Here is an 18,156-nt window from a genome sequence, read left to right on the forward strand (position 1 = left end):
CTTTTTGTTTTTTTAACTATAGAATATGTTTTCAGAAGAGAAGCTGAATAAAGTAAAAGAGATCATCTCCCGCTATCCTCAGGGTAGACAGAAGAGCGCGCTTATTCCGGTGCTGCACCTTGCACAGGACGCGTTTGGCGGTTGGCTCAGCACAGAGACTATGGATTACGTAGCTTCCCTGCTGCAGATAACGCCAATTGAAGTGTATGAAGTGGCTACCTTTTACTCAATGTTTAACCTGCAGCCGGTAGGCAAGCATGTATTCGAGGTGTGCCAGACTGGCCCCTGCATGCTGCGCGGTTCAGACAATATCATCGACTATATTAAAAAGAAACTGGATATAGGAGTGGGAGAGACGACGAAAGACGGCCTCTTTACTCTGAAAGCAGTAGAATGCCTGGGTGCCTGCGGTTACGCGCCAATGATGCAGCTGGGTAAGCACTACAAAGAACACCTGACACCTGAAAAGGTGGATGCCATCATTGCAGAATGCAGGGCAAACGCAAACTAAAAGCCAATCTACAAATCATAATAGTAAGATGGGACGCAAATTACTTTTTGACAAAGCACATATAGAAAATATCCGGTATTATGATGTATACCGGGCTAACGGCGGCTACGGATCGGCGGAGAAAGCATTGAAAAGCATGACGCCTGAGCTGGTGCTGGAAGAGGTGAAGAAAAGCGGTCTGAGAGGCCGTGGAGGTGCTGGTTTCCCTACCGGTATGAAATGGAGTTTCATTGCAAAACCGGAAGGCGTGCCCCGCTACCTGGTATGTAATGCCGATGAATCTGAGCCAGGTACTTTCAAAGACCGTTACCTGATGGAATTCATCCCTCACCTGTTGATAGAAGGTCTGCTCATCTCCAGCTATACCCTGGGATGTAATACCTGTTATATCTACATCCGTGGTGAGTACGCATGGATCCCTGATATCCTGGAAGAAGCAATTGCAGATGCAAAGAAAAACGGCTGGCTGGGTAAAAATATCCAGGGTACCGGTTTCGATCTTGAAATATATGTACAACGTGGTGCAGGTGCTTACATCTGTGGTGAGGAAACTGCCCTGATCGAAAGTCTGGAAGGTAAGCGTGGTAATCCACGTATCAAACCTCCATTCCCTGCGGTGAAAGGTTTATACGATTGTCCTACTGTGGTAAACAATGTGGAAACACTGGCTACCATAGTACCGATTCTGCGTATCGGCGGTGAAGAATATGCCAAATACGGCACTGGTAAATCAACCGGTACCAAACTCATTTCTGCCTGTGGTAATATCAACAAACCAGGGGTGTATGAAATTGAAATGAACATTTCAGTAGAAGAATTTATTTACTCTGATGAATATTGCGGTGGTATCCCCAATGGAAAACGCCTGAAAGCGTGCATTCCGGGTGGTAGCTCCGTACCTATCCTGCCTGCTAATCTGCTGCTGAAAACAGCGAAAGGTGAGCCGCGCATGATGACTTACGAAAGCCTGGCTGACGGTGGTTTTGCTACCGGTACAATGCTGGGTTCCGGTGGTTTCATCGTGCTGGACGAAGACCAGTGCATTGTGAAAAACACCTTAACTTTTGCCCGTTTCTACCACCACGAAAGCTGTGGACAATGTAGCCCATGTCGTGAAGGTACCGGATGGATGGAGCGTGTGCTCAAAAACATCGAGAAGGGTAAAGGTAAAATGAGCGATATAGATCTGCTGTGGGATATTCAGCGTAAGATAGAAGGTAACACCATCTGCCCATTGGGTGATGCTGCTGCCTGGCCGGTAGCTGCTGCTATCCGTCACTTCCGCGATGAATTTGAGTGGCATGTGTTGAATCCTGAAGAAGCGCAAACACGCAACTTCGGTCTTGCACACTATGCAGATCCGCTGGAAATCGCTGCACCTGCCGCAGTATAAGAATCAACAATACTAACACGACGTTTCGTGTAAAGAACGAGCGCCTTTTTAAGCGAACAAAATGGCTGAAGAACAGAAACTCTTTAAAGTCAAGATCGACGGGATCTCTGTGGAAGTGGCACCTGGTACTACTATCCTGAATGCTGCCCGTCAGATAGGAGGAGATATAGTGCCGCCTGCAATGTGCTACTATTCCAAACTGCAGGGTAGTGGTGGTAAATGCCGTACATGTCTGGTAAAAGTATCGAAGGGCTCGGAAGCTGATCCCCGTCCTATGCCAAAACTGGTTGCCTCCTGCCGTACTACTGTAATGGATGGTATGGAAGTAGCAAACATCACCTCTCCTGAAGTGCTGGAAGCACGTAAAGGTGTGGTGGAATTCCTGTTACTGAATCACCCGCTGGATTGCCCGGTATGTGATCAGGCTGGTGAGTGTCACCTGCAGGATCTGGGTTATGAGCATGGTGCTGAAGGTACCCGTTACGAATTCCAACGTCGTACTTTCGAAAAAGTAGATCTGGGTGATAAGATCCAGTTACATATGACCCGCTGTATCCTTTGCTACCGTTGTGTATTCACTGCCGATCAGGTAGCTGGCAACCGTGAGCATGGTGTACTGGGCCGTGGTGAGCATGCTGAAATCAGCACTTATCTTAGCAAGAATTTAAACAGTCCCTTCATTGGTAACGTTATTGACGTATGCCCTGTAGGTGCACTGACAGATAAAACTTTCCGTTTCAAAAACCGTGTATGGTTCCTGAAACCGGTGAATGCACACCGTGACTGTGAGAATCCTAAGTGCTGTGGTAAAACCGTACTCTGGATGCGTGGTGACGAAGTGTTCCGTGTAACTGCACGTAAGGATAAATATGGCGAAGTAGAAGATTTCATCTGCGATACCTGCCGTTTTGATAAGAAAGAAGCGAAAGACTGGGTAGTGGAAGGTCCACGTAAGATCGAACGCCAGAGCGTAATTTCTGCTAACCACTATGTAGGAGTAAACAAGCCAAAGGATACCCTGGTAGAAGTACTGGATGGCCGTCAGCCAAAACTGCTGATGGATATTCACAGTATCAGCGAGGTAAACCGTCCAAGTATCGATCTGTCGCAGATCGAGGGGCCTGCACACTCTGATGATTTTAACAAGTAAGTAACTATTATAACTCGTATTTGATGCAAATAGACTGGTTTTTCATTCTTGAGAAGATAATACTGATATCAGGTGTATTGGTAATATCTCTGGTCGTGGCCATGTATTCCACATGGGGCGAAAGAAAGGTAGCGGGTATTATGCAGGATAGGCTTGGACCAAACAGAGCGGGTCCTTTGGGCTTGTTTCAGCCGCTGGCGGATGGTGGTAAGCTCTTCTTCAAGGAAGAGATCATTCCAGGATCCTCCAATCATTTCCTTTTTATTTTAGGTCCATCACTGGCTATGATTGTAGCCTGTATGACCAGTGCAGTAATTCCATGGGGCGATACACTGACCATTGCAGGTCATACAGTATCACTGCAGGTAGCTGACGTGAACATTGGTATTCTTTACATTTTTGGTGTGGTGAGCTTAGGTGTATACGGTATTATGCTGGGTGGCTGGGCTTCCAACAATAAATTCTCCCTGTTATCATCTGTACGTGCCGCTTCCCAGATCATCAGCTATGAGCTGGCGATGGGTATGGCACTGATTGCACTGCTGATGGTGAGTGGGACACTGAGTCTGAAAGAAATCGTAGAGCAGCAGCGTCATGGTGGTGTATGGAATGTATTTGTTCAGCCGTTGGGCTTTATCATTTTCCTGATATGTTCATTTGCTGAGACCAACCGTTCTCCATTTGACCTGGCAGAAGCGGAGAATGAACTGAACGGTGGTTATCACCTGGAGTATTCTTCCATGAAACTGGGTTTCTTCCTGTTCGCTGAGTATATCAATATGTTCATCAGCTCTGCGCTGATGGCTACATTGTACTTTGGTGGATATCATTTCTGGGGCATGGATAGTCTGCATGTATCGCCAAACATTCTGACTATACTGGGTACACTGGTTCTGTTTATAAAAATTATTTGCTTCATTTTCTTCTTTATGTGGGTACGCTGGACTATCCCGCGCTTCCGTTATGATCAGTTAATGCGTTTGGGTTGGAACTATCTGATCCCGATTGCATTGTTAAACATGGTGATCACAGGTGGCTGGATTTTGTGGCATCAACATTAAGAGAACGAAATTGTAAACTTATTTAATCGCATTATTAATCATGCAAACTTTAACGAACAGGGCAAAACCGGTAGATCGCAGGCCGATGAACATGTTGGAGAGGATGTACCTGCCGGCTATTGCAAAGGGAATGGTTATCACTTTCAAACATATATTCCAGAAAAAGCCTACAGTAAGTTATCCTGAGGAAAAACGTGAATTCAGCCCGGTATTCCGTGGCCTTCAAATTCTGAACAGGGATGCAGAAGGACGTGAAAACTGTACAGCCTGTGGTCTGTGTGCGGTAGCTTGTCCTGCGGAGGCAATTACGATGGAAGCTGCTGAAAGGAAACCAGGGGAAGAGCATCTGTACCGTGAAGAAAAATATGCAGCACGTTATGAGATTAACATGCTTCGTTGCATCTTCTGTGGTTTTTGTGAAGAAGCCTGTCCAAAGGATGCGATTTATCTCTCCGAAACATTTGCACCAGCACATTACAAACGTGAAGGTTTCATCTATGGCAAGCAGGATCTGTTGATTCCATTGCCAGGAGAGAAGAAAAATGCATAATTCCAAACACAACAATCAGACAATATAGCAATGGGAATGAATTTACAACAAGTCGTTTTCGGGATACTCTCTATTATTTCACTGATCACTGCGCTGGGCGTGGTGTTTAGTAAGAGTCCCGTTACAAGTGTCCTTTGCCTGATCCTTACATTTTTTACCATAGCCGGCCATTACGTGATGCTGAATGCACAGTTTCTGGCGGTGGTGCACATCATTGTATATGCGGGTGCGATCATGGTATTGTTCCTGTTCGTGATCATGCTGATGAACCTGAATGCTGAAGGAGAGCCGCAAAAGCGGAACTGGCTCAAGTATGCAGGGGCGATCAGTGGGGGTGCACTGCTGGTGGTACTGCTGGCTGCGCTGCGTGAAGCAAGCCTGCCTTCATTAACACCGGAATCTAACAATATTGGCCTGATCGCTAATCTTGGTCAGACTTTATTCAAAACATATGTTGTTCCTTTCGAAGTGAGCAGCATCCTGTTTTTGAGCGCCATGGTCGGTGCAGTCGTGATTGGTAAGAAAGAACATTAATCGTAATCTGTAATTCATTTTTATGCCGGTTCAATATTATATCTTTTTAAGCATTGCGCTCTTTTGTATTGGAGTGATGGGGGTATTGATGCGCAGAAATGCTATCATCATCTTCATGTGTGTAGAGTTGATGCTGAATGCTGTGAACCTTTTGTTAGTGGCGTTTTCTAAAATGTGGGCAGATGCGGGTAGAGTAGATGCGGCCGGAGCCCAGATCTTTGTGTTTTTCATCATGGTCGTGGCGGCGGCAGAAGTTGCTGTTGGTCTCGCTATCATCGTTATGGTATACAGGAGTTCGCAGTCAGTAGATGTGAATATCATGAACCGTCTGAAGAATTAACCATAAGGCAAACCGTAATTTGTAAATCGTAATTCGTATTTGATAGATGATTAATCTAGTTTGGCTGGTACCATTATTACCACTATTAGGATTTCTGGTGAATGGATTGGGAAGAAGATACCTCTCCAAATCACTGGCAGGTATCGTTGGGAGCGGGTCTATACTGGCGGCTTTTGTGATTAGTTTGCTGATGTTCCTGGAAGTACGTACCCCGGGTTTTCAGGCGGTAACCGTACAATTGTTTGATTTCATTTCTGCAGGCAGCCTGCATATTCCATTTGCCTTTCAGGTAGATCAGTTGAGTTCACTGTTTCTCCTGATCATCACAGGCGTAGGCTCTCTCATTCATATTTACTCTACTTCTTACATGCACGATGAGACCAGCGAAGGGTTTGCGCGTTATTTCGCTTACCTGAACCTGTTCGTGTTCTCTATGTTGATCCTTGTATTAGGTGCCAACTACGTGATGATGTTCATAGGCTGGGAAGGTGTAGGACTTTGTTCTTACCTCCTGATCGGCTTCTGGTATAAGAATACTAACTACAACAACGCTGCCAAGAAGGCTTTTGTCATGAACCGCATCGGTGACCTCGGGTTTCTGCTGGGTATGTTCCTGATGATCGTTCACTTTGGTAGTGTAAATTATTCTGAAGTACTCCCACAGATTGCGGGTGTAGCAAAGGGTGATGGTACCCTCGCTGCAATTGCGATCCTCTTCTTTGTAGGTGCGATGGGTAAATCAGCACAGGTACCTTTGTACACCTGGTTGCCTGATGCGATGGCGGGTCCAACCCCGGTATCTGCCCTGATCCATGCTGCAACGATGGTGACAGCAGGTATCTATATGATTGCACGCAGCAACATTCTTTATACACTTGCTCCATGTGTGCAGCACGTAGTAGCTATCATCGGCCTGGTTACAGCGGTGCTGGCGGCTTCTATTGCACTGAAGCAGGATGATATCAAGAAAGTACTGGCTTACTCTACTGTATCTCAGTTAGGTTATATGTTCCTCGCTCTTGGTGTAGGCGCTTATACTACTGCGGTATTCCACGTAATGACACACGCATTCTTCAAGGCGCTGTTGTTCCTGGGTTCAGGTTCTGTGATTCACGCAATGGGTGGTGAGCAGGACATTCGTAAGATGGGTGGTTTGAAAAAATACATGCCTGTTACGAATGCCACTTTCCTGATCGGTTGTCTGGCTATTTCAGGTATCCCTGGTTTGTCCGGCTTCTTCTCAAAAGATGAAATTTTATCCCACACCTTTGCTGCCAACAAACTGCTGTATGTAGTAGGCTTGCTGACAGCATTGATGACGGCGTTCTATATGTTCCGATTGTACTACATCACATTCTGTGGTAAGTTCCGCGGTACACACGAACAGGAGCATCACCTGCACGAAAGTCCGGGGGCAATGACGTTCCCGCTGATTGTATTGGCTATCCTGTCTGTGATTGGTGGTTATGTAGGTTTACCAGCAGTATTTGGTGCACCTAACCTGTTAGAACATTACCTGCATCCTATCTTCGCTGCATCTGTAGAAAAGGTAGAACTGCATGAGTTGGCACACAGCACTGAATGGTTGCTGATGGCGCTGAGCTCTGTGCTGGTAATCATCACTATTTTCCTGGCGCGCAACTGGTACCGCAACTTCACCGACAATGGTGAGCCACGCACTGGTATTGCGAAAGTACTGGAGAACAAATGGTATGTAGACGAGATTTACGATGCTATCATAGTAAAGCCCTTGGGTATGCTGAGCCGTTTCTTTGAAGAAGCGATTGAGCGTTCAGGTATTGACAGGTTAGTGAACGGTGTAGGCCGTGGTGTTCAGTGGAGTAGTCAACAGGTAAGGTTGCTTCAGAGCGGGCAGGTAGGTTTTTACATATTTGCCATGGTTATAGGGATGGTATTATTATTTGTAATCGGGTTCCTGGTTCGATAATATTACCTGCATCATCATTCAAAAAGGACAAGTTTAGATAAAATTATGTTGACAGTATTACTCATTTTGATTCCTTTGGTGGCGGGCCTTCTTACGTTTGGCCTGAAGGGATCAGGCCCTAAGACGGTGGGTTTGATATCATCTCTGGCATCGCTGGCAGTCACTATTGCTGCGCTGTTTCAGTTCAGGTCTGCACCTGAAAGCCTCAGCCACAGCTGCAACTGGATACCACAACTGGGCGCTACGTTTAGTGTAGGATTGGATGGTATGGGCATGATGCTTAGCCTGCTCACTTCTATTTCATTTGTACTGATCTTTATTGTTATCAATAAAAGGGAGTATGACCGTGCTAACAGCTTCTATGCACTGATGCTGTTATCGCAGGCAGGTCTCATGGGCGTATTTACTGCCTATGATGCTATGTTGTTCTACTTCTTCTGGGAACTGGCGCTGATTCCTGTATACTTCCTCTGCTCACTGTGGGGAGGCGAAAAGAGGATCCCGGTTACCTTCAAGTTCTTTGTGTACACTTTTGCTGGTTCCCTGCTCATGCTGATCGGTATTATCTATATCTATCTGCAAACGCCGGATCACTCCTTTAGTTATGCAAGTTTCACAACAGCGGCTTTGCCTAAAGAGACACAGTCCTGGCTGTTCTGGTTGTTCTTTGTAGCTTTTGCTATCAAGATGCCGATCTTCCCTTTCCATACATGGCAGCCGGATACTTACGAGCAATCGCCAACTCCTGTTACAATGGTACTGTCAGGTATCATGGTAAAAATGGGTTTGTTCGGTGTGATTCGCTGGTTACTGCCGGTATTACCACAAGGTGCTTATGTATGGTCTGATGTTGCGATTGTATTATCTATCATCGGTATTGTATATGCTTCCTGCATCGCCATTGTTCAATCTGATTTCAAACGTCTGATCGCTTATTCATCTATCGCCCACATCGGGTTGATGAGTGCTGCGATCTTCGCGAATAACGAGCAGAGTTTACAGGGTGTGCTGGTACAGTTCTTTAACCATGGTATTAACATCATCGGTTTGTGGATCATCGTTGAGATTATCCAGGATCGTTTGAAAGTGAAGTCACTGAATGAGCTGGGCGGTATTGCTGCTTATGCACCACGCATGGCTACCTTCCTGGTGATTATCAGTTTTGCAAATATTGCATTGCCACTGACCAATGGTTTCATCGGGGAGTTCCTGATGTTCAGCGGTCTCTATCAATATAATCCATGGTTCATGGCAGTAGCTGGTCTGGGAGTGATCCTGGGTGCAGTGTACACACTGAACATGGTACAGAAAGTGATCTTTGGCCAGCCTAACCAGCTGACGGAAACTACTACAGATCTGCGTGGTAATGAAATGCTGGCGTTGAGTGTGATAGTGGTGATCATCCTGGTACTGGGCGTATATCCAAAGCCTATGCTGGAGTTGGTTCAGAGCACTACTGAATTGGTTAATAAGGTTTATTAAAAAGTTGTTCTTTCGTAACACAGGAATATGAATGCATTAATATCTACTGCTTTATCGGGCGTTTTGATGATGTTTGCGGGGCTTTTCGTGAAAAATAAGCAGTCCATTAAATTTGTTGCCATCGTGGCGTTGCTGATTTGCTTTGCAGCGAACCTGGCGGAATTGTGCACATTACAGGGGGGGAGCCGCACTCTGTATGGTATGATCACTGTGAGCAGTTTCAGTGTATTGTTCAATGCGGTAGCTTTTGGAGCTACGTTATTGTACTTTATGCTGTCAGGCAGTGCTTTTGAGAAAGTAGGGGAACATGTGTCTGATTACTTTGCGCTGGTATTTTTCATACTGTCGGGTATTACGCTGGCGTCTTCGTTCAGCAGTTTATTAATGCTTTTCCTGGCGATAGAAATCATTTCTATTCCTCAGTACATCCTGGCTGGTAGTGATAAAAAGAGTCCTAAGAGTAGTGAAGCTTCGCTGAAATATTTCCTGATGGGTTCTTTCTCTACAGGTATTTTGCTGATGGGTATTACACTGATTTATGGTGCATCTGGTTCATTTTTGATCAGTGAGCTGGGGTTGGGAGATGGTGCGGCTAGTCCGCTTGCATTGTGTGGTGTGATACTGATTGCATTTGCATTGTCATTCAAAGTTTCTGCAGCGCCTTTCCACTTCTGGACACCGGATGTGTATGATGGAGCGCCTTCAGTATTTACATCTTTCATGGCCACTGTGGTGAAGGCGGGTAGCTTTATTGCATTTATCCGTTTGTTCCATGGTGCGTTTACAGGCACGATCAGTAAAGACTGGCAGTTGCTGCTGGCACTGGTGACGGCTGCTACGCTGATCATTGGTAACTTTACAGCGGTATTCCAGCAGAGTGTAAAACGTATGCTGGCGTATTCAAGTATTGCGCAGGCAGGTTTTATGCTGCTGTCAGTGATTTCGTTCAGTGATTTTGCTGTGAAAGGTATTATCCTGTATGCAGCAGCTTACTCTGTAGCTACAATCGGCATCTTTGCAGTGTTGATTAAAATGAAGGATTATACTTTCGATGGTTTTAACGGATTGGCAAAGAAGGAGCCTTTGGTGGCTGCGGTAACTACGATCTGTTTGTTATCATTGGCAGGTATTCCGCTGACGGCAGGTTTCTTTGCGAAATATTATGTGTTGACAGCGGCAGTTCAGGAAGGTAATCTTTTCTGGCTGGTGATAATAGCGGTAATATGTGCTGCGATCAGTGTGTATTATTACTTCAGGGTGATCATGGCGATGTATTTTAAATCTGGTGAGCCAGGTGTTGAGGAGATGAGTGGCAGATTTAAGTTTTTGCTGGTAGTGACAGCTGCGATAGTGATACTGTTGGGAGTGTTCCCTGGGTTACTGTTACAATTCGTATAATAGGATTCAAACTTAAATAGAAAATGCCGGCTACATGCCGGCATTTTTGTTTTTAAATGGTGCTGCTTTTCAAACGACGCGATCTGGTGTAGTGATCGCTTTAAAAAAGGTGCTTTCCTGCTCGCTGATACGATCTAATAAAGCCAGCTGATTGCCTGCTCTTACATAGTTGTGTTGTTCGTATTTAGCGCCGTAGTAAATATCATTATTTAAATAATCTGCTAAGAAACGAATGGCTTGCATGTAGACCATGAATTGTCCTGCGTATACCAGGTGATGGATTTCATCAGGACTTAATTCTTCTTTCAATTCGCTCAGGTAACCACTCACAATTGCCTTAAAGAAGGATTCCCGGGCCTTTACCTTACTGAAGTCTTTTTCCTCCTCATTTGCCGGTGATAAATACGTTCTCATCATATCGCCGAAGTCACTGATGAAGTATCCGGGCATTACGGTGTCTAAGTCGATTACACAGATGCCATTGCCACTATTATCGAAGAGTACATTGTTGATTTTCGTATCATGGTGCATGACCCTGATTTTGAATGCAGGATTCTGCTTGATGGCTTCGAAGGTATCGGTGAGATACGCGTATTGCCTGATTCTGAATATTAATTCTTCTGATGCGGCTATCCGTTCTTTGTTGCCATTTTTCAACGCATCCTCAAATTGTTGATATCTGAGGGTGAGGTTGTGGAAATCAGGTAAACTATAGCCGATCTTCTTTGTGTCTATATCAGATAATAAGCGGGTGAATCTTCCAAACTGTTTTGCGGCTTCGTAGGCCAGTTGTTCATCGTCTACAACGTCGTAACTGCGGGAGTCGGTTACGAAGGGTTGCAGGCGGAAGTATTCACCGTTTTCGGTTATTACCAGTCCCTGATCATCTGTTGTATTCACGGGTTGTACAAAGAAGTATTCCGGTGAATGTTGGTGCAGGTATTGGCCGATGTAGCGGATATTGTTTGCGATCACCTTTGGTTGTTTGAAGACCTGGTGGTTGATGCGTTGTAAGATGTAAGACTTATCGCCGTGGATGACTTTCCAGGTAGTGTTGATAAGTCCGCTGCCAAAAGGCTGGATAGTACATTCATCTGCCACTATTCCGTAAGCTGCCAGTATCGAAGCCTGCATGATTTTTTGATTGATAATTTCAAACTTAAGGGAAAGATTGATAGAAAGATTGCGCAAACGGTTGCGTGAATTTTTACCTGAATGGTCGTATAACCTTATGGCTTTTACCTTCGGCAAAAGCCGTGGGGTTTTGGGTGGGCCTGTGGCCGGCTGGGTATGGAAATTTATCTCACTATGAGCCGGGAATCGATGACGATGTGGTGATATTGTTGTTGTTCCTTATTGTTTAATAAAGTGAGCAATATTTCCGTCGCCTTAAATCCCTGCTCATAAGGATACTGCTCTACAGAAGCAATCGGTGGAAACGCCATATAACTGCTCAAAGGTAGATTTGCATAACTCACAAACGTAAGGTCTTTATTCACTTTTATTCCCTGCTCCAATGCATATTGCACTGCATCCTGGGCCACATAATCATTGAAGGTAACAATCGCTGTTACTTTCCTTTTATTTGATAAAAGCTGCTGCATGGCAGCACGTGTTCCTTCTTTTGTGAGATCGGAATGTACGGTGAGGCTTGCATCGAATTTTAATCTTTTTTTCTGCAATGCCTGTTTAAATCCTGCTTCACGTTGGGGGGTAGCTACCAGTTGTTCCGGGCCATTGATCATCCCAATCACACGATGTCCTTTTTCCAGTAAAAGAGAGACTGCCTGGAGGGTGCCTGATTCCATATTACAGGCTACATAATGAATGTCTTTTTTGTCTGGAATACGATCGAAAAAAACCACCGGTATATTGAACTTTTCCAGTGCTTCAAAATGTGCATAATCCCCGGTATTTTTCGCCAGCGAAACTATCAGTCCATCTACCCGGTGATTCTTCATAATTTCCACAATCTTTTTCTCTCTGGCAGCATCATCATGCGACTGCCCCAACAGCACCATGTAGTTATGTTGATTCGCAGCATCTTCAATCCCACTAATGGCCGCAGAGAAAAACGCCTCTGATAGTTCGGGTAACACAATCCCTATTGTAAAGGTCTTTTTCTGCTGAAAATGAATGGCAGTCTGATTCGGTTCGTAATTGAGTGCCCGTGCCAGCTCCTGTACCTTCATCCGGGTACGCAACCCGATACTGGGATGGTCATGCAAAGCCCTTGAAACGGTGGACTTTGCCAGGTGCAGTTTTTCTGCTATTTCTTTTATAGTAGGAGGGTTCGCCATTTATATAATAAAAATAGCGGAAAAATGTTTTTCGTTATCTTTAAATCATGCAATTCCGTGACATTTTTTCCCTCGCCTACCGTTCTGTCAGCGCGAATAGATTACGCGCAGGGCTTACTATTTCCATCATCGCATTTGGAATTATGGCCCTGGTGGGCATTCTGACTGCTACAGAAAGCATGAAGAACAGTATCTACTCCAACTTTGCCAGTATGGGGGCAAACAGTTTCTCTATTCAGAACAGGGCATTGCGTATTTTCATGGGTGGAGGTCCGGATGCAAAGAAGAGTGACAAGAAGAAAAAGAAGGTAAAAACATCGAATAGCAATATCCCCATTACATGGGAGGAAGCGAAGGATTTCAAGCGGCGTTTTTCATTCCCCTCCACTGTGAGCGTATCTGTTACAGCCAGTGGTGCAGCCACCATTTACAAGGGAGAAAGCAAGACCAATCCAAATGTACAGGTATTAGGCGGAGATGAAAATTACCTGGAGTTTTCCAATTATAAATTGAAAGAGGGCAGAAACTTTAATCAATTAGATATGGAAACCGGGCGGAATGTCGCTATATTGGGAACCGATGTTGCAAAGAAATTGTATGGAGATGGAATGAAAAACGTGATTAACAGCAATATCCGTGTGGGAGATGTACGTTACAGGGTGATAGGATTGCTGGAACCAAAAGGGAACAGTGGTTTTATGAGTGCTGACAAAGTAGTGATTACCACTGTGACGAACACAAGAAGAGTATATGGAGGTAACACGATGACCTATAATATAGGCGTGTCAGTGAAAGATATCAACCGAATGGATGCCGCTGTGGGAGAGGCTACCGGCTTATTCCGCATAGTGAGGCACCTGCATCTGAATGAAGAAGAGAACTTTTATATCAGCAAGAGTGACAGTATAGGTGAAATGTTGTTTAACAGCCTTGGCTTTGTGGCCATTGCCGCTGCTATCATAGGGATCATTACCCTGTTCGGTTCTGCGATTGGATTGACGAATATTATGCTGGTATCTGTTGCAGAGCGTACACGTGAGATTGGTGTGAACAAAGCACTGGGTGCTACGCGACAGGTGATTCGCAGGCAGTTTGTATATGAGTCAATCATCATCAGTGTACTGGGAGGCGCCTTAGGGGTGTTGCTGGGTATGCTGGTAGGCAACGTGGTATCATTGCTATTGCATACAAGTTTTGTGATACCCTGGTTCTGGATCTTTATGGGTATCAGCCTGTGTGCCGGCGTTGGTTTGATGGCAGGCATATTCCCTGCTATCAAGGCTTCTAAACTCGACCCTATTATTGCACTCCGATATGAATAACCAGATAATTTTAGTCGCCAACATCTAAAGAATTTCGATGGCTTTAATCATTGTACTATTGTCAATCCTGCTACTGGTATTGCTGGTAGCGGGGTTAAGGCTCAACACATTCATTGCTTTCCTGGTCGTGTGTCTGTTCATGGGTTTAGCCCTGAGGATGGATATCAATACAATCACACAATCTATTACTACCGGCATTGGCAAGACCCTGGGCGGGTTGGTCACCATCATTGTATTTGGCAGTATGCTGGGTAAACTGGTGGCGGAAAGTGGCGCTGCGCAAAGAATTGCGAATGGATTAATGCACCTGTTCGGACAAAAGTATATTCAATGGTCTTTGATGCTGACGGGGTTCATTGTAGGGATTCCCTTGTTTTATAATATTGGTTTTGTGCTGATGGTGCCGCTGATCTTTACGGTGGCAGCGCGTACAAAACTGCCTGCGGTATATTTGGGAATACCTATGCTGGCATCGTTGTCAGTAACACATGGTTACCTGCCTCCGCATCCCTCGCCTACTGCACTGGTGGGTGCTTTTGGCGCGAATATGGGCATGACGCTCATGTATGGACTGATCGTGGCTATTCCTGCTATTATTGCGGCAGGACCCATCTTTAGTCGCTTTTTAAAAGGGTATAAACAGGAGCCTGCTGCGCTGTTTCATATAGCACCTATTCCGGATGAGCAATTGCCGGGTATGGCAGAGAGTTTATTTGCAGCATTGCTGCCGGTGATTTTGCTGGCAGGAACAACGATTATAAAGTTAGTTGGGCACGGTGTATGGGTGAAAATTGCTGATTGGTTAGGTGATCCGATTATTGTGATGCTGATCGCTGTATTGAATGGTATTTATCTGTTAGGATTGAAGAGAGGATTGACCATGAAGGCGGTGATGAAATCACTGGATGAATCTATTAAGGATGTGTCTCCTATTATCCTCATCATTGGTGGTTCTGGCGCATTGACGCAAATGCTGCTGGATAGCAAGGTGAGCGATATTATTGCGCAGGGGATGATGAGTACACATATGAATCCTTTGCTGCTGGCGTGGAGTCTGGCAGCGTTGGTAAGAGTCGCAGTAGGGTCTGCTACGATTGCAGGATTAACCACAGCAGCCATGTTAGGACCTTTAGTAGGCACATTAGGTGTGAATCCATGTTTGATGGTATTAGCTACCGGAGCCGGCAGTCTCATGTTTAGTCATGTGAACGATGGCGGCTTTTGGTTGTTTAAAGAGTATTTTAATTTATCAGTAAAGGATACCTTTAAGACCTGGTCTGTGATGGAGACGATTGTGAGTGTGGTGGGGTTAATAGGTTGTTTGATATTGAGTGTATTTGTACATTAATAAAGGCTTGCTTTGCAGGCACCAGAGCACCTTGCGGGGGCTGAACAGGAAACCGGATTTAATAAATTTAGTAATATTTCAGTGACTATGAAAGCAACAGAAAACTTCAAAGCATTAGGATTGACATTGCCACCAGCACCCTCTCCACTGGGTGTTTATAAACCTTACCTGATCGATGGTAAATACCTGTACCTCTCCGGCCACGGCCCTGTACAGGACGATAAAAGCCTTATCATAGGGCGTATTGGCGAAGATATGGATATTGAGAAAGGTAAACTGGCTGCCAGACAAGTTGCCCTGACCATGCTTTCTACCATCGTTACCAACCTGGGAAGCCTGGACAAAGTAAAGCGTGTGATCAAGGTATTGGGGATGGTGAACTGCACACCTGATTTTGGTCGTCATCCATATGTGATCAATGGTGCCAGCGAACTGTTTGCAAAGATATGGGGTGAAGAGAATGGCATCGGTGTGCGTAGCGCTGTAGGTATGGGTTCCCTGCCTGATAATATTCCTGTTGAAATCGAAGCATTATTTGAATTAGCATAATTATGAACTGGTACGAACTGCACAACATTAACACGGTGGATTCACCTGCACTGCTGGTGTATCCGGAGCGTATGCGAGACAACATCCTTGCAGTGAAAGCTTCTGTGAAGGATGTGCAGCGACTGCGCCCACATGTAAAAACCAGCAAGATCACGGAGGCTGCACAGCTGCTGATCGAAGAGGGCATTCATAAATTTAAGTGCGCCACCATTGCTGAAGCAGAAATGCTTGGATTGGCGGGTGCAAAAGATGTATTGCTTGCTTATCAGCCTGTAGGGCCAAAGATCGAACGGTTGCAGGAACTGACCGATCAATATCCGGATACGAAATACAGTTGTCTGGTGGATAACGCGGCTTCGGCTGTAGCGATCGCTGCACAATTTGCCACCGCGCAAAAGGTATTGCCTCTGTATCTCGATCTGAATGTAGGCATGAACAGAACAGGTATTATACCAGGTGCCGCTGCACTGGCATTGTACCAGGAACTGGCGCACCTTCCAGGTGTTACACCTGTAGGACTACATGCCTATGATGGTCACCTGCATGATGTGGATATTGCTATTCGTAAAGAGAAATGTGATGCCGCGTATGTGCCAGTACAAGCCCTTGCACAGGCTATTACAGACAGTGGATTGCCTGCGCCACGTATTGTGGCAGGTGGTTCTCCTACATTCCCCATTCATGCCGAAAGAGAAGGCGTGGAATGTAGTCCGGGTACCTTTATCTTCTGGGATTGGGGATATCAGCAGCACTTACCGGATCAGCAGTATGACTATGCCGCCGTATTGGTGACAAGAGTGATCTCCATTATTGATGGAGAGCGCCTGTGTCTTGATCTGGGGCATAAATCAGTTGCAGCAGAAAATCCACAACCAAGAGTAGTTTTTCTGAATGCACCGGAAGCTTTGCCTGTATCACAGAGTGAGGAGCACCTGGTTGTGAAAGTAGCTGATACTGCGCAATACCCTGTGGGTACTGTGTTGTACGGCGTACCATATCATATATGCCCTACCGTAGCCCTGTATGAGCGCGTGGGCGTTGTAGAAAAGAATACCTGTATTGCGCAATGGAAAGTTGTAGCGAGAGACAGGAAGATCATGATCTGAACCTAAAACTATTATAAACATGTTTGCAATAGACGCGCATCTGGATCTCAGCATGAACGCGATGGAGTGGAACCGCAATCTCCGCTTGCCTGTGAATGACATCAGGAAAAGGGAGGAAGGACAAACCGATAAACCAGACCGCGCTAAAGGAGTTGTATCTTTCCCTGAGTTGCGCAAAGGAAATATAGGATTGGTGGTAGGTACACAGATTGCCCGTTTTGTGGCACCTGACAATCCACTGCAGGGATGGTTTTCACCAGAACAGGCATGGGCACAGACACAGGGGCAGCTGGCGTGGTACAAAGCGATGGAAGAGGCAGGAGAACTGACTCCCATTACTGATCTGGCCTCTCTCGAAAAACATCTTGCTTACTGGAATGATGGGCAACCGACAGCCAACAAAGCCATTGGTTATATCTTAAGCCTGGAAGGTGCTGATTCTATCGTAGACATACCTTACCTGGAAAGGGCTTATAATAATGGTTTGCGTGCTGTAGGTCCTGCACACTATGGCCCTGGCAGATATGCACAGGGTACAGATGCAACAGGCTTTATGGGTGATAAAGGCAGAGCACTGCTAAAAGAAATGGAGCGTCTCAACATTATTCTGGATGCTACGCACCTGTGTGATGATTGCTTTTGGGAAGCCATGGAGCACTTTTCCGGAAATGTATGGGCCAGCCATAATAACGTGCGTAAACTGGTGGATCACAACCGTCAGTTCTCTGACGAGATGATACTTGAACTGGTTAAACGGGGCGCTGTAATAGGTGGTGCCATGGATGCGTGGATGATAGTACCAGGATGGGTAAGAGGCGTATCTGATCCTAAAGGCATGGATTGTAACCTGGATAAACTGGTAGACCATATGGATTACATCTGTCAGCTGGCGGGCAATGCATTGCATGTAGGCATCGGTTCTGACCTGGATGGCGCCTTTGGTAAGGAGCAATCTCCGTATGATCTTGAAACGATTGCAGATGTGCAGAAACTACCTGCATTGTTTAAGAAGAGAGGTTACTCAGATGAGGATGTGGAAAACATCATGCATGGGAACTGGTTACGGTTCCTGAGAAAGGCGTGGAGTTAATAACAGCGATCGTTAACATAATTTAACATAGCCCTGTGGGAACATCCTGCAGGGCTTTTTGTGTGCGCCAGGCA

General features: G+C 45.5%; 17 protein-coding genes. 15 read left to right on the forward strand and 2 right to left on the reverse strand.

What is annotated here, in order from left to right:
* Positions 1-25 precede the first annotated feature (25 nt).
* From nuoE to BW716_RS01520, 10 genes are all read left to right on the forward strand, one after another.
* Complete coding sequence (nuoE, locus tag BW716_RS01475) at positions 26-511, forward strand: NADH-quinone oxidoreductase subunit NuoE (protein ID WP_083720322.1); 486 nt, start codon at positions 26-28, stop codon at positions 509-511.
* 28 nt (positions 512-539) lie between these two features.
* Positions 540-1,904 carry an NADH-quinone oxidoreductase subunit NuoF gene (gene nuoF, locus BW716_RS01480; protein ID WP_083720323.1) on the forward strand — a complete coding sequence of 455 codons (1,365 nt, stop codon included), beginning with the start codon at positions 540-542 and terminating at the stop codon, positions 1,902-1,904.
* Between the two features lie 61 nt (positions 1,905-1,965).
* Positions 1,966-3,054 (forward strand): 2Fe-2S iron-sulfur cluster-binding protein, encoded by a 1,089-nt coding sequence (locus BW716_RS01485; RefSeq protein WP_083720324.1) that lies wholly within the window; start codon positions 1,966-1,968, stop codon positions 3,052-3,054.
* 23 nt (positions 3,055-3,077) lie between these two features.
* On the forward strand, positions 3,078-4,115 hold the full coding sequence (gene nuoH, locus BW716_RS01490; RefSeq protein WP_179090958.1) for an NADH-quinone oxidoreductase subunit NuoH: 1,038 nt from the start codon (positions 3,078-3,080) through the stop codon (positions 4,113-4,115).
* 40 nt (positions 4,116-4,155) lie between these two features.
* Positions 4,156-4,665 carry an NADH-quinone oxidoreductase subunit NuoI gene (gene nuoI, locus BW716_RS01495; protein ID WP_083720325.1) on the forward strand — a complete coding sequence of 170 codons (510 nt, stop codon included), beginning with the start codon at positions 4,156-4,158 and terminating at the stop codon, positions 4,663-4,665.
* A 36-nt stretch (positions 4,666-4,701) separates the two neighbouring features.
* Positions 4,702-5,199 carry an NADH-quinone oxidoreductase subunit J gene (locus BW716_RS01500; protein ID WP_083720348.1) on the forward strand — a complete coding sequence of 166 codons (498 nt, stop codon included), beginning with the start codon at positions 4,702-4,704 and terminating at the stop codon, positions 5,197-5,199.
* A gap of 22 nt (positions 5,200-5,221) precedes the next feature.
* On the forward strand, positions 5,222-5,539 hold the full coding sequence (nuoK, locus tag BW716_RS01505; protein WP_083720326.1) for an NADH-quinone oxidoreductase subunit NuoK: 318 nt from the start codon (positions 5,222-5,224) through the stop codon (positions 5,537-5,539).
* A gap of 46 nt (positions 5,540-5,585) precedes the next feature.
* Positions 5,586-7,487, forward strand: a complete 1,902-nt coding sequence (gene nuoL, locus BW716_RS01510; protein ID WP_083720327.1) for an NADH-quinone oxidoreductase subunit L — start codon at positions 5,586-5,588, stop codon at positions 7,485-7,487.
* Positions 7,488-7,532: 45 nt separating this feature from the next.
* A complete protein-coding gene (locus BW716_RS01515; protein ID WP_083720328.1) occupies positions 7,533-8,969 on the forward strand; it encodes a NuoM family protein in 1,437 nt (478 codons plus the stop codon).
* Positions 8,970-8,996: 27 nt separating this feature from the next.
* Positions 8,997-10,367, forward strand: a complete 1,371-nt coding sequence (locus BW716_RS01520) for an NADH-quinone oxidoreductase subunit N (protein ID WP_083720329.1) — start codon at positions 8,997-8,999, stop codon at positions 10,365-10,367.
* Positions 10,368-10,436: 69 nt separating this feature from the next.
* Here BW716_RS01520 and BW716_RS01525 read toward each other — a convergent pair whose 3' ends face one another.
* Both BW716_RS01525 and BW716_RS01530 read right to left on the reverse strand, forming a co-directional pair.
* Positions 10,437-11,501 carry a phosphotransferase enzyme family protein gene (locus BW716_RS01525; RefSeq protein WP_083720330.1) on the reverse strand — a complete coding sequence of 355 codons (1,065 nt, stop codon included), beginning with the start codon at positions 11,499-11,501 and terminating at the stop codon, positions 10,437-10,439.
* A 164-nt stretch (positions 11,502-11,665) separates the two neighbouring features.
* Positions 11,666-12,667 carry a LacI family DNA-binding transcriptional regulator gene (locus BW716_RS01530; protein WP_083720331.1) on the reverse strand — a complete coding sequence of 334 codons (1,002 nt, stop codon included), beginning with the start codon at positions 12,665-12,667 and terminating at the stop codon, positions 11,666-11,668.
* A 47-nt stretch (positions 12,668-12,714) separates the two neighbouring features.
* On the opposite strand from BW716_RS01530, the gene BW716_RS01535 reads away from it, so the two are divergent.
* The 5 genes from BW716_RS01535 (at position 12,715) to BW716_RS01555 (ending at position 18,082) form a co-directional block, all read left to right on the forward strand.
* A complete protein-coding gene (locus BW716_RS01535) occupies positions 12,715-13,989 on the forward strand; it encodes an ABC transporter permease (RefSeq protein WP_083720332.1) in 1,275 nt (424 codons plus the stop codon).
* A gap of 37 nt (positions 13,990-14,026) precedes the next feature.
* Positions 14,027-15,337: a gluconate:H+ symporter gene (locus BW716_RS01540; RefSeq protein WP_083720333.1), complete on the forward strand. Its 1,311-nt coding sequence runs from the start codon at positions 14,027-14,029 to the stop codon at positions 15,335-15,337.
* An 87-nt stretch (positions 15,338-15,424) separates the two neighbouring features.
* Positions 15,425-15,886, forward strand: coding sequence for a RidA family protein (locus tag BW716_RS01545; RefSeq protein WP_083720349.1), 462 nt, complete (start codon positions 15,425-15,427; stop codon positions 15,884-15,886).
* A 2-nt stretch (positions 15,887-15,888) separates the two neighbouring features.
* Positions 15,889-16,992 (forward strand): D-TA family PLP-dependent enzyme, encoded by a 1,104-nt coding sequence (locus tag BW716_RS01550; protein ID WP_083720334.1) that lies wholly within the window; start codon positions 15,889-15,891, stop codon positions 16,990-16,992.
* 19 nt (positions 16,993-17,011) lie between these two features.
* On the forward strand, positions 17,012-18,082 hold the full coding sequence (locus tag BW716_RS01555) for a dipeptidase (protein WP_083720335.1): 1,071 nt from the start codon (positions 17,012-17,014) through the stop codon (positions 18,080-18,082).
* The last annotated feature ends 74 nt before the right edge of the window (positions 18,083-18,156 follow it).

The sequence above is a fragment of the [Flexibacter] sp. ATCC 35208 genome (assembly GCF_001975825.1).
Classification (GTDB): Bacteria; Bacteroidota; Bacteroidia; order Chitinophagales; family Chitinophagaceae; genus Chitinophaga.

What these genes read in the sequence shown, in the direction of transcription:
- BW716_RS01515 (WP_083720328.1), top strand. Translation starts at nt 7,533, where the DNA reads ATGTTGACAGTATTACTCATTTTGATTCCTTTGGTGGCGGGCCTTCTT.
- BW716_RS01555 (WP_083720335.1), top strand. Translation starts at nt 17,012, where the DNA reads ATGTTTGCAATAGACGCGCATCTGGATCTCAGCATGAACGCGATGGAG.
- BW716_RS01500 (WP_083720348.1), top strand. Translation starts at nt 4,702, where the DNA reads ATGAATTTACAACAAGTCGTTTTCGGGATACTCTCTATTATTTCACTG.
- BW716_RS01485 (WP_083720324.1), top strand. Translation starts at nt 1,966, where the DNA reads ATGGCTGAAGAACAGAAACTCTTTAAAGTCAAGATCGACGGGATCTCT.
- nuoH (WP_179090958.1), top strand. Translation starts at nt 3,078, where the DNA reads ATGCAAATAGACTGGTTTTTCATTCTTGAGAAGATAATACTGATATCA.
- nuoL (WP_083720327.1), top strand. Translation starts at nt 5,586, where the DNA reads ATGATTAATCTAGTTTGGCTGGTACCATTATTACCACTATTAGGATTT.
- BW716_RS01535 (WP_083720332.1), top strand. Translation starts at nt 12,715, where the DNA reads ATGCAATTCCGTGACATTTTTTCCCTCGCCTACCGTTCTGTCAGCGCG.
- BW716_RS01520 (WP_083720329.1), top strand. Translation starts at nt 8,997, where the DNA reads ATGAATGCATTAATATCTACTGCTTTATCGGGCGTTTTGATGATGTTT.
- BW716_RS01525 (WP_083720330.1), bottom strand. Translation starts at nt 11,501, where the DNA reads ATGCAGGCTTCGATACTGGCAGCTTACGGAATAGTGGCAGATGAATGT.
- BW716_RS01530 (WP_083720331.1), bottom strand. Translation starts at nt 12,667, where the DNA reads ATGGCGAACCCTCCTACTATAAAAGAAATAGCAGAAAAACTGCACCTG.
- nuoK (WP_083720326.1), top strand. Translation starts at nt 5,222, where the DNA reads ATGCCGGTTCAATATTATATCTTTTTAAGCATTGCGCTCTTTTGTATT.
- nuoI (WP_083720325.1), top strand. Translation starts at nt 4,156, where the DNA reads ATGCAAACTTTAACGAACAGGGCAAAACCGGTAGATCGCAGGCCGATG.
- nuoF (WP_083720323.1), top strand. Translation starts at nt 540, where the DNA reads ATGGGACGCAAATTACTTTTTGACAAAGCACATATAGAAAATATCCGG.
- BW716_RS01540 (WP_083720333.1), top strand. Translation starts at nt 14,027, where the DNA reads ATGGCTTTAATCATTGTACTATTGTCAATCCTGCTACTGGTATTGCTG.
- BW716_RS01545 (WP_083720349.1), top strand. Translation starts at nt 15,425, where the DNA reads ATGAAAGCAACAGAAAACTTCAAAGCATTAGGATTGACATTGCCACCA.
- nuoE (WP_083720322.1), top strand. Translation starts at nt 26, where the DNA reads ATGTTTTCAGAAGAGAAGCTGAATAAAGTAAAAGAGATCATCTCCCGC.
- BW716_RS01550 (WP_083720334.1), top strand. Translation starts at nt 15,889, where the DNA reads ATGAACTGGTACGAACTGCACAACATTAACACGGTGGATTCACCTGCA.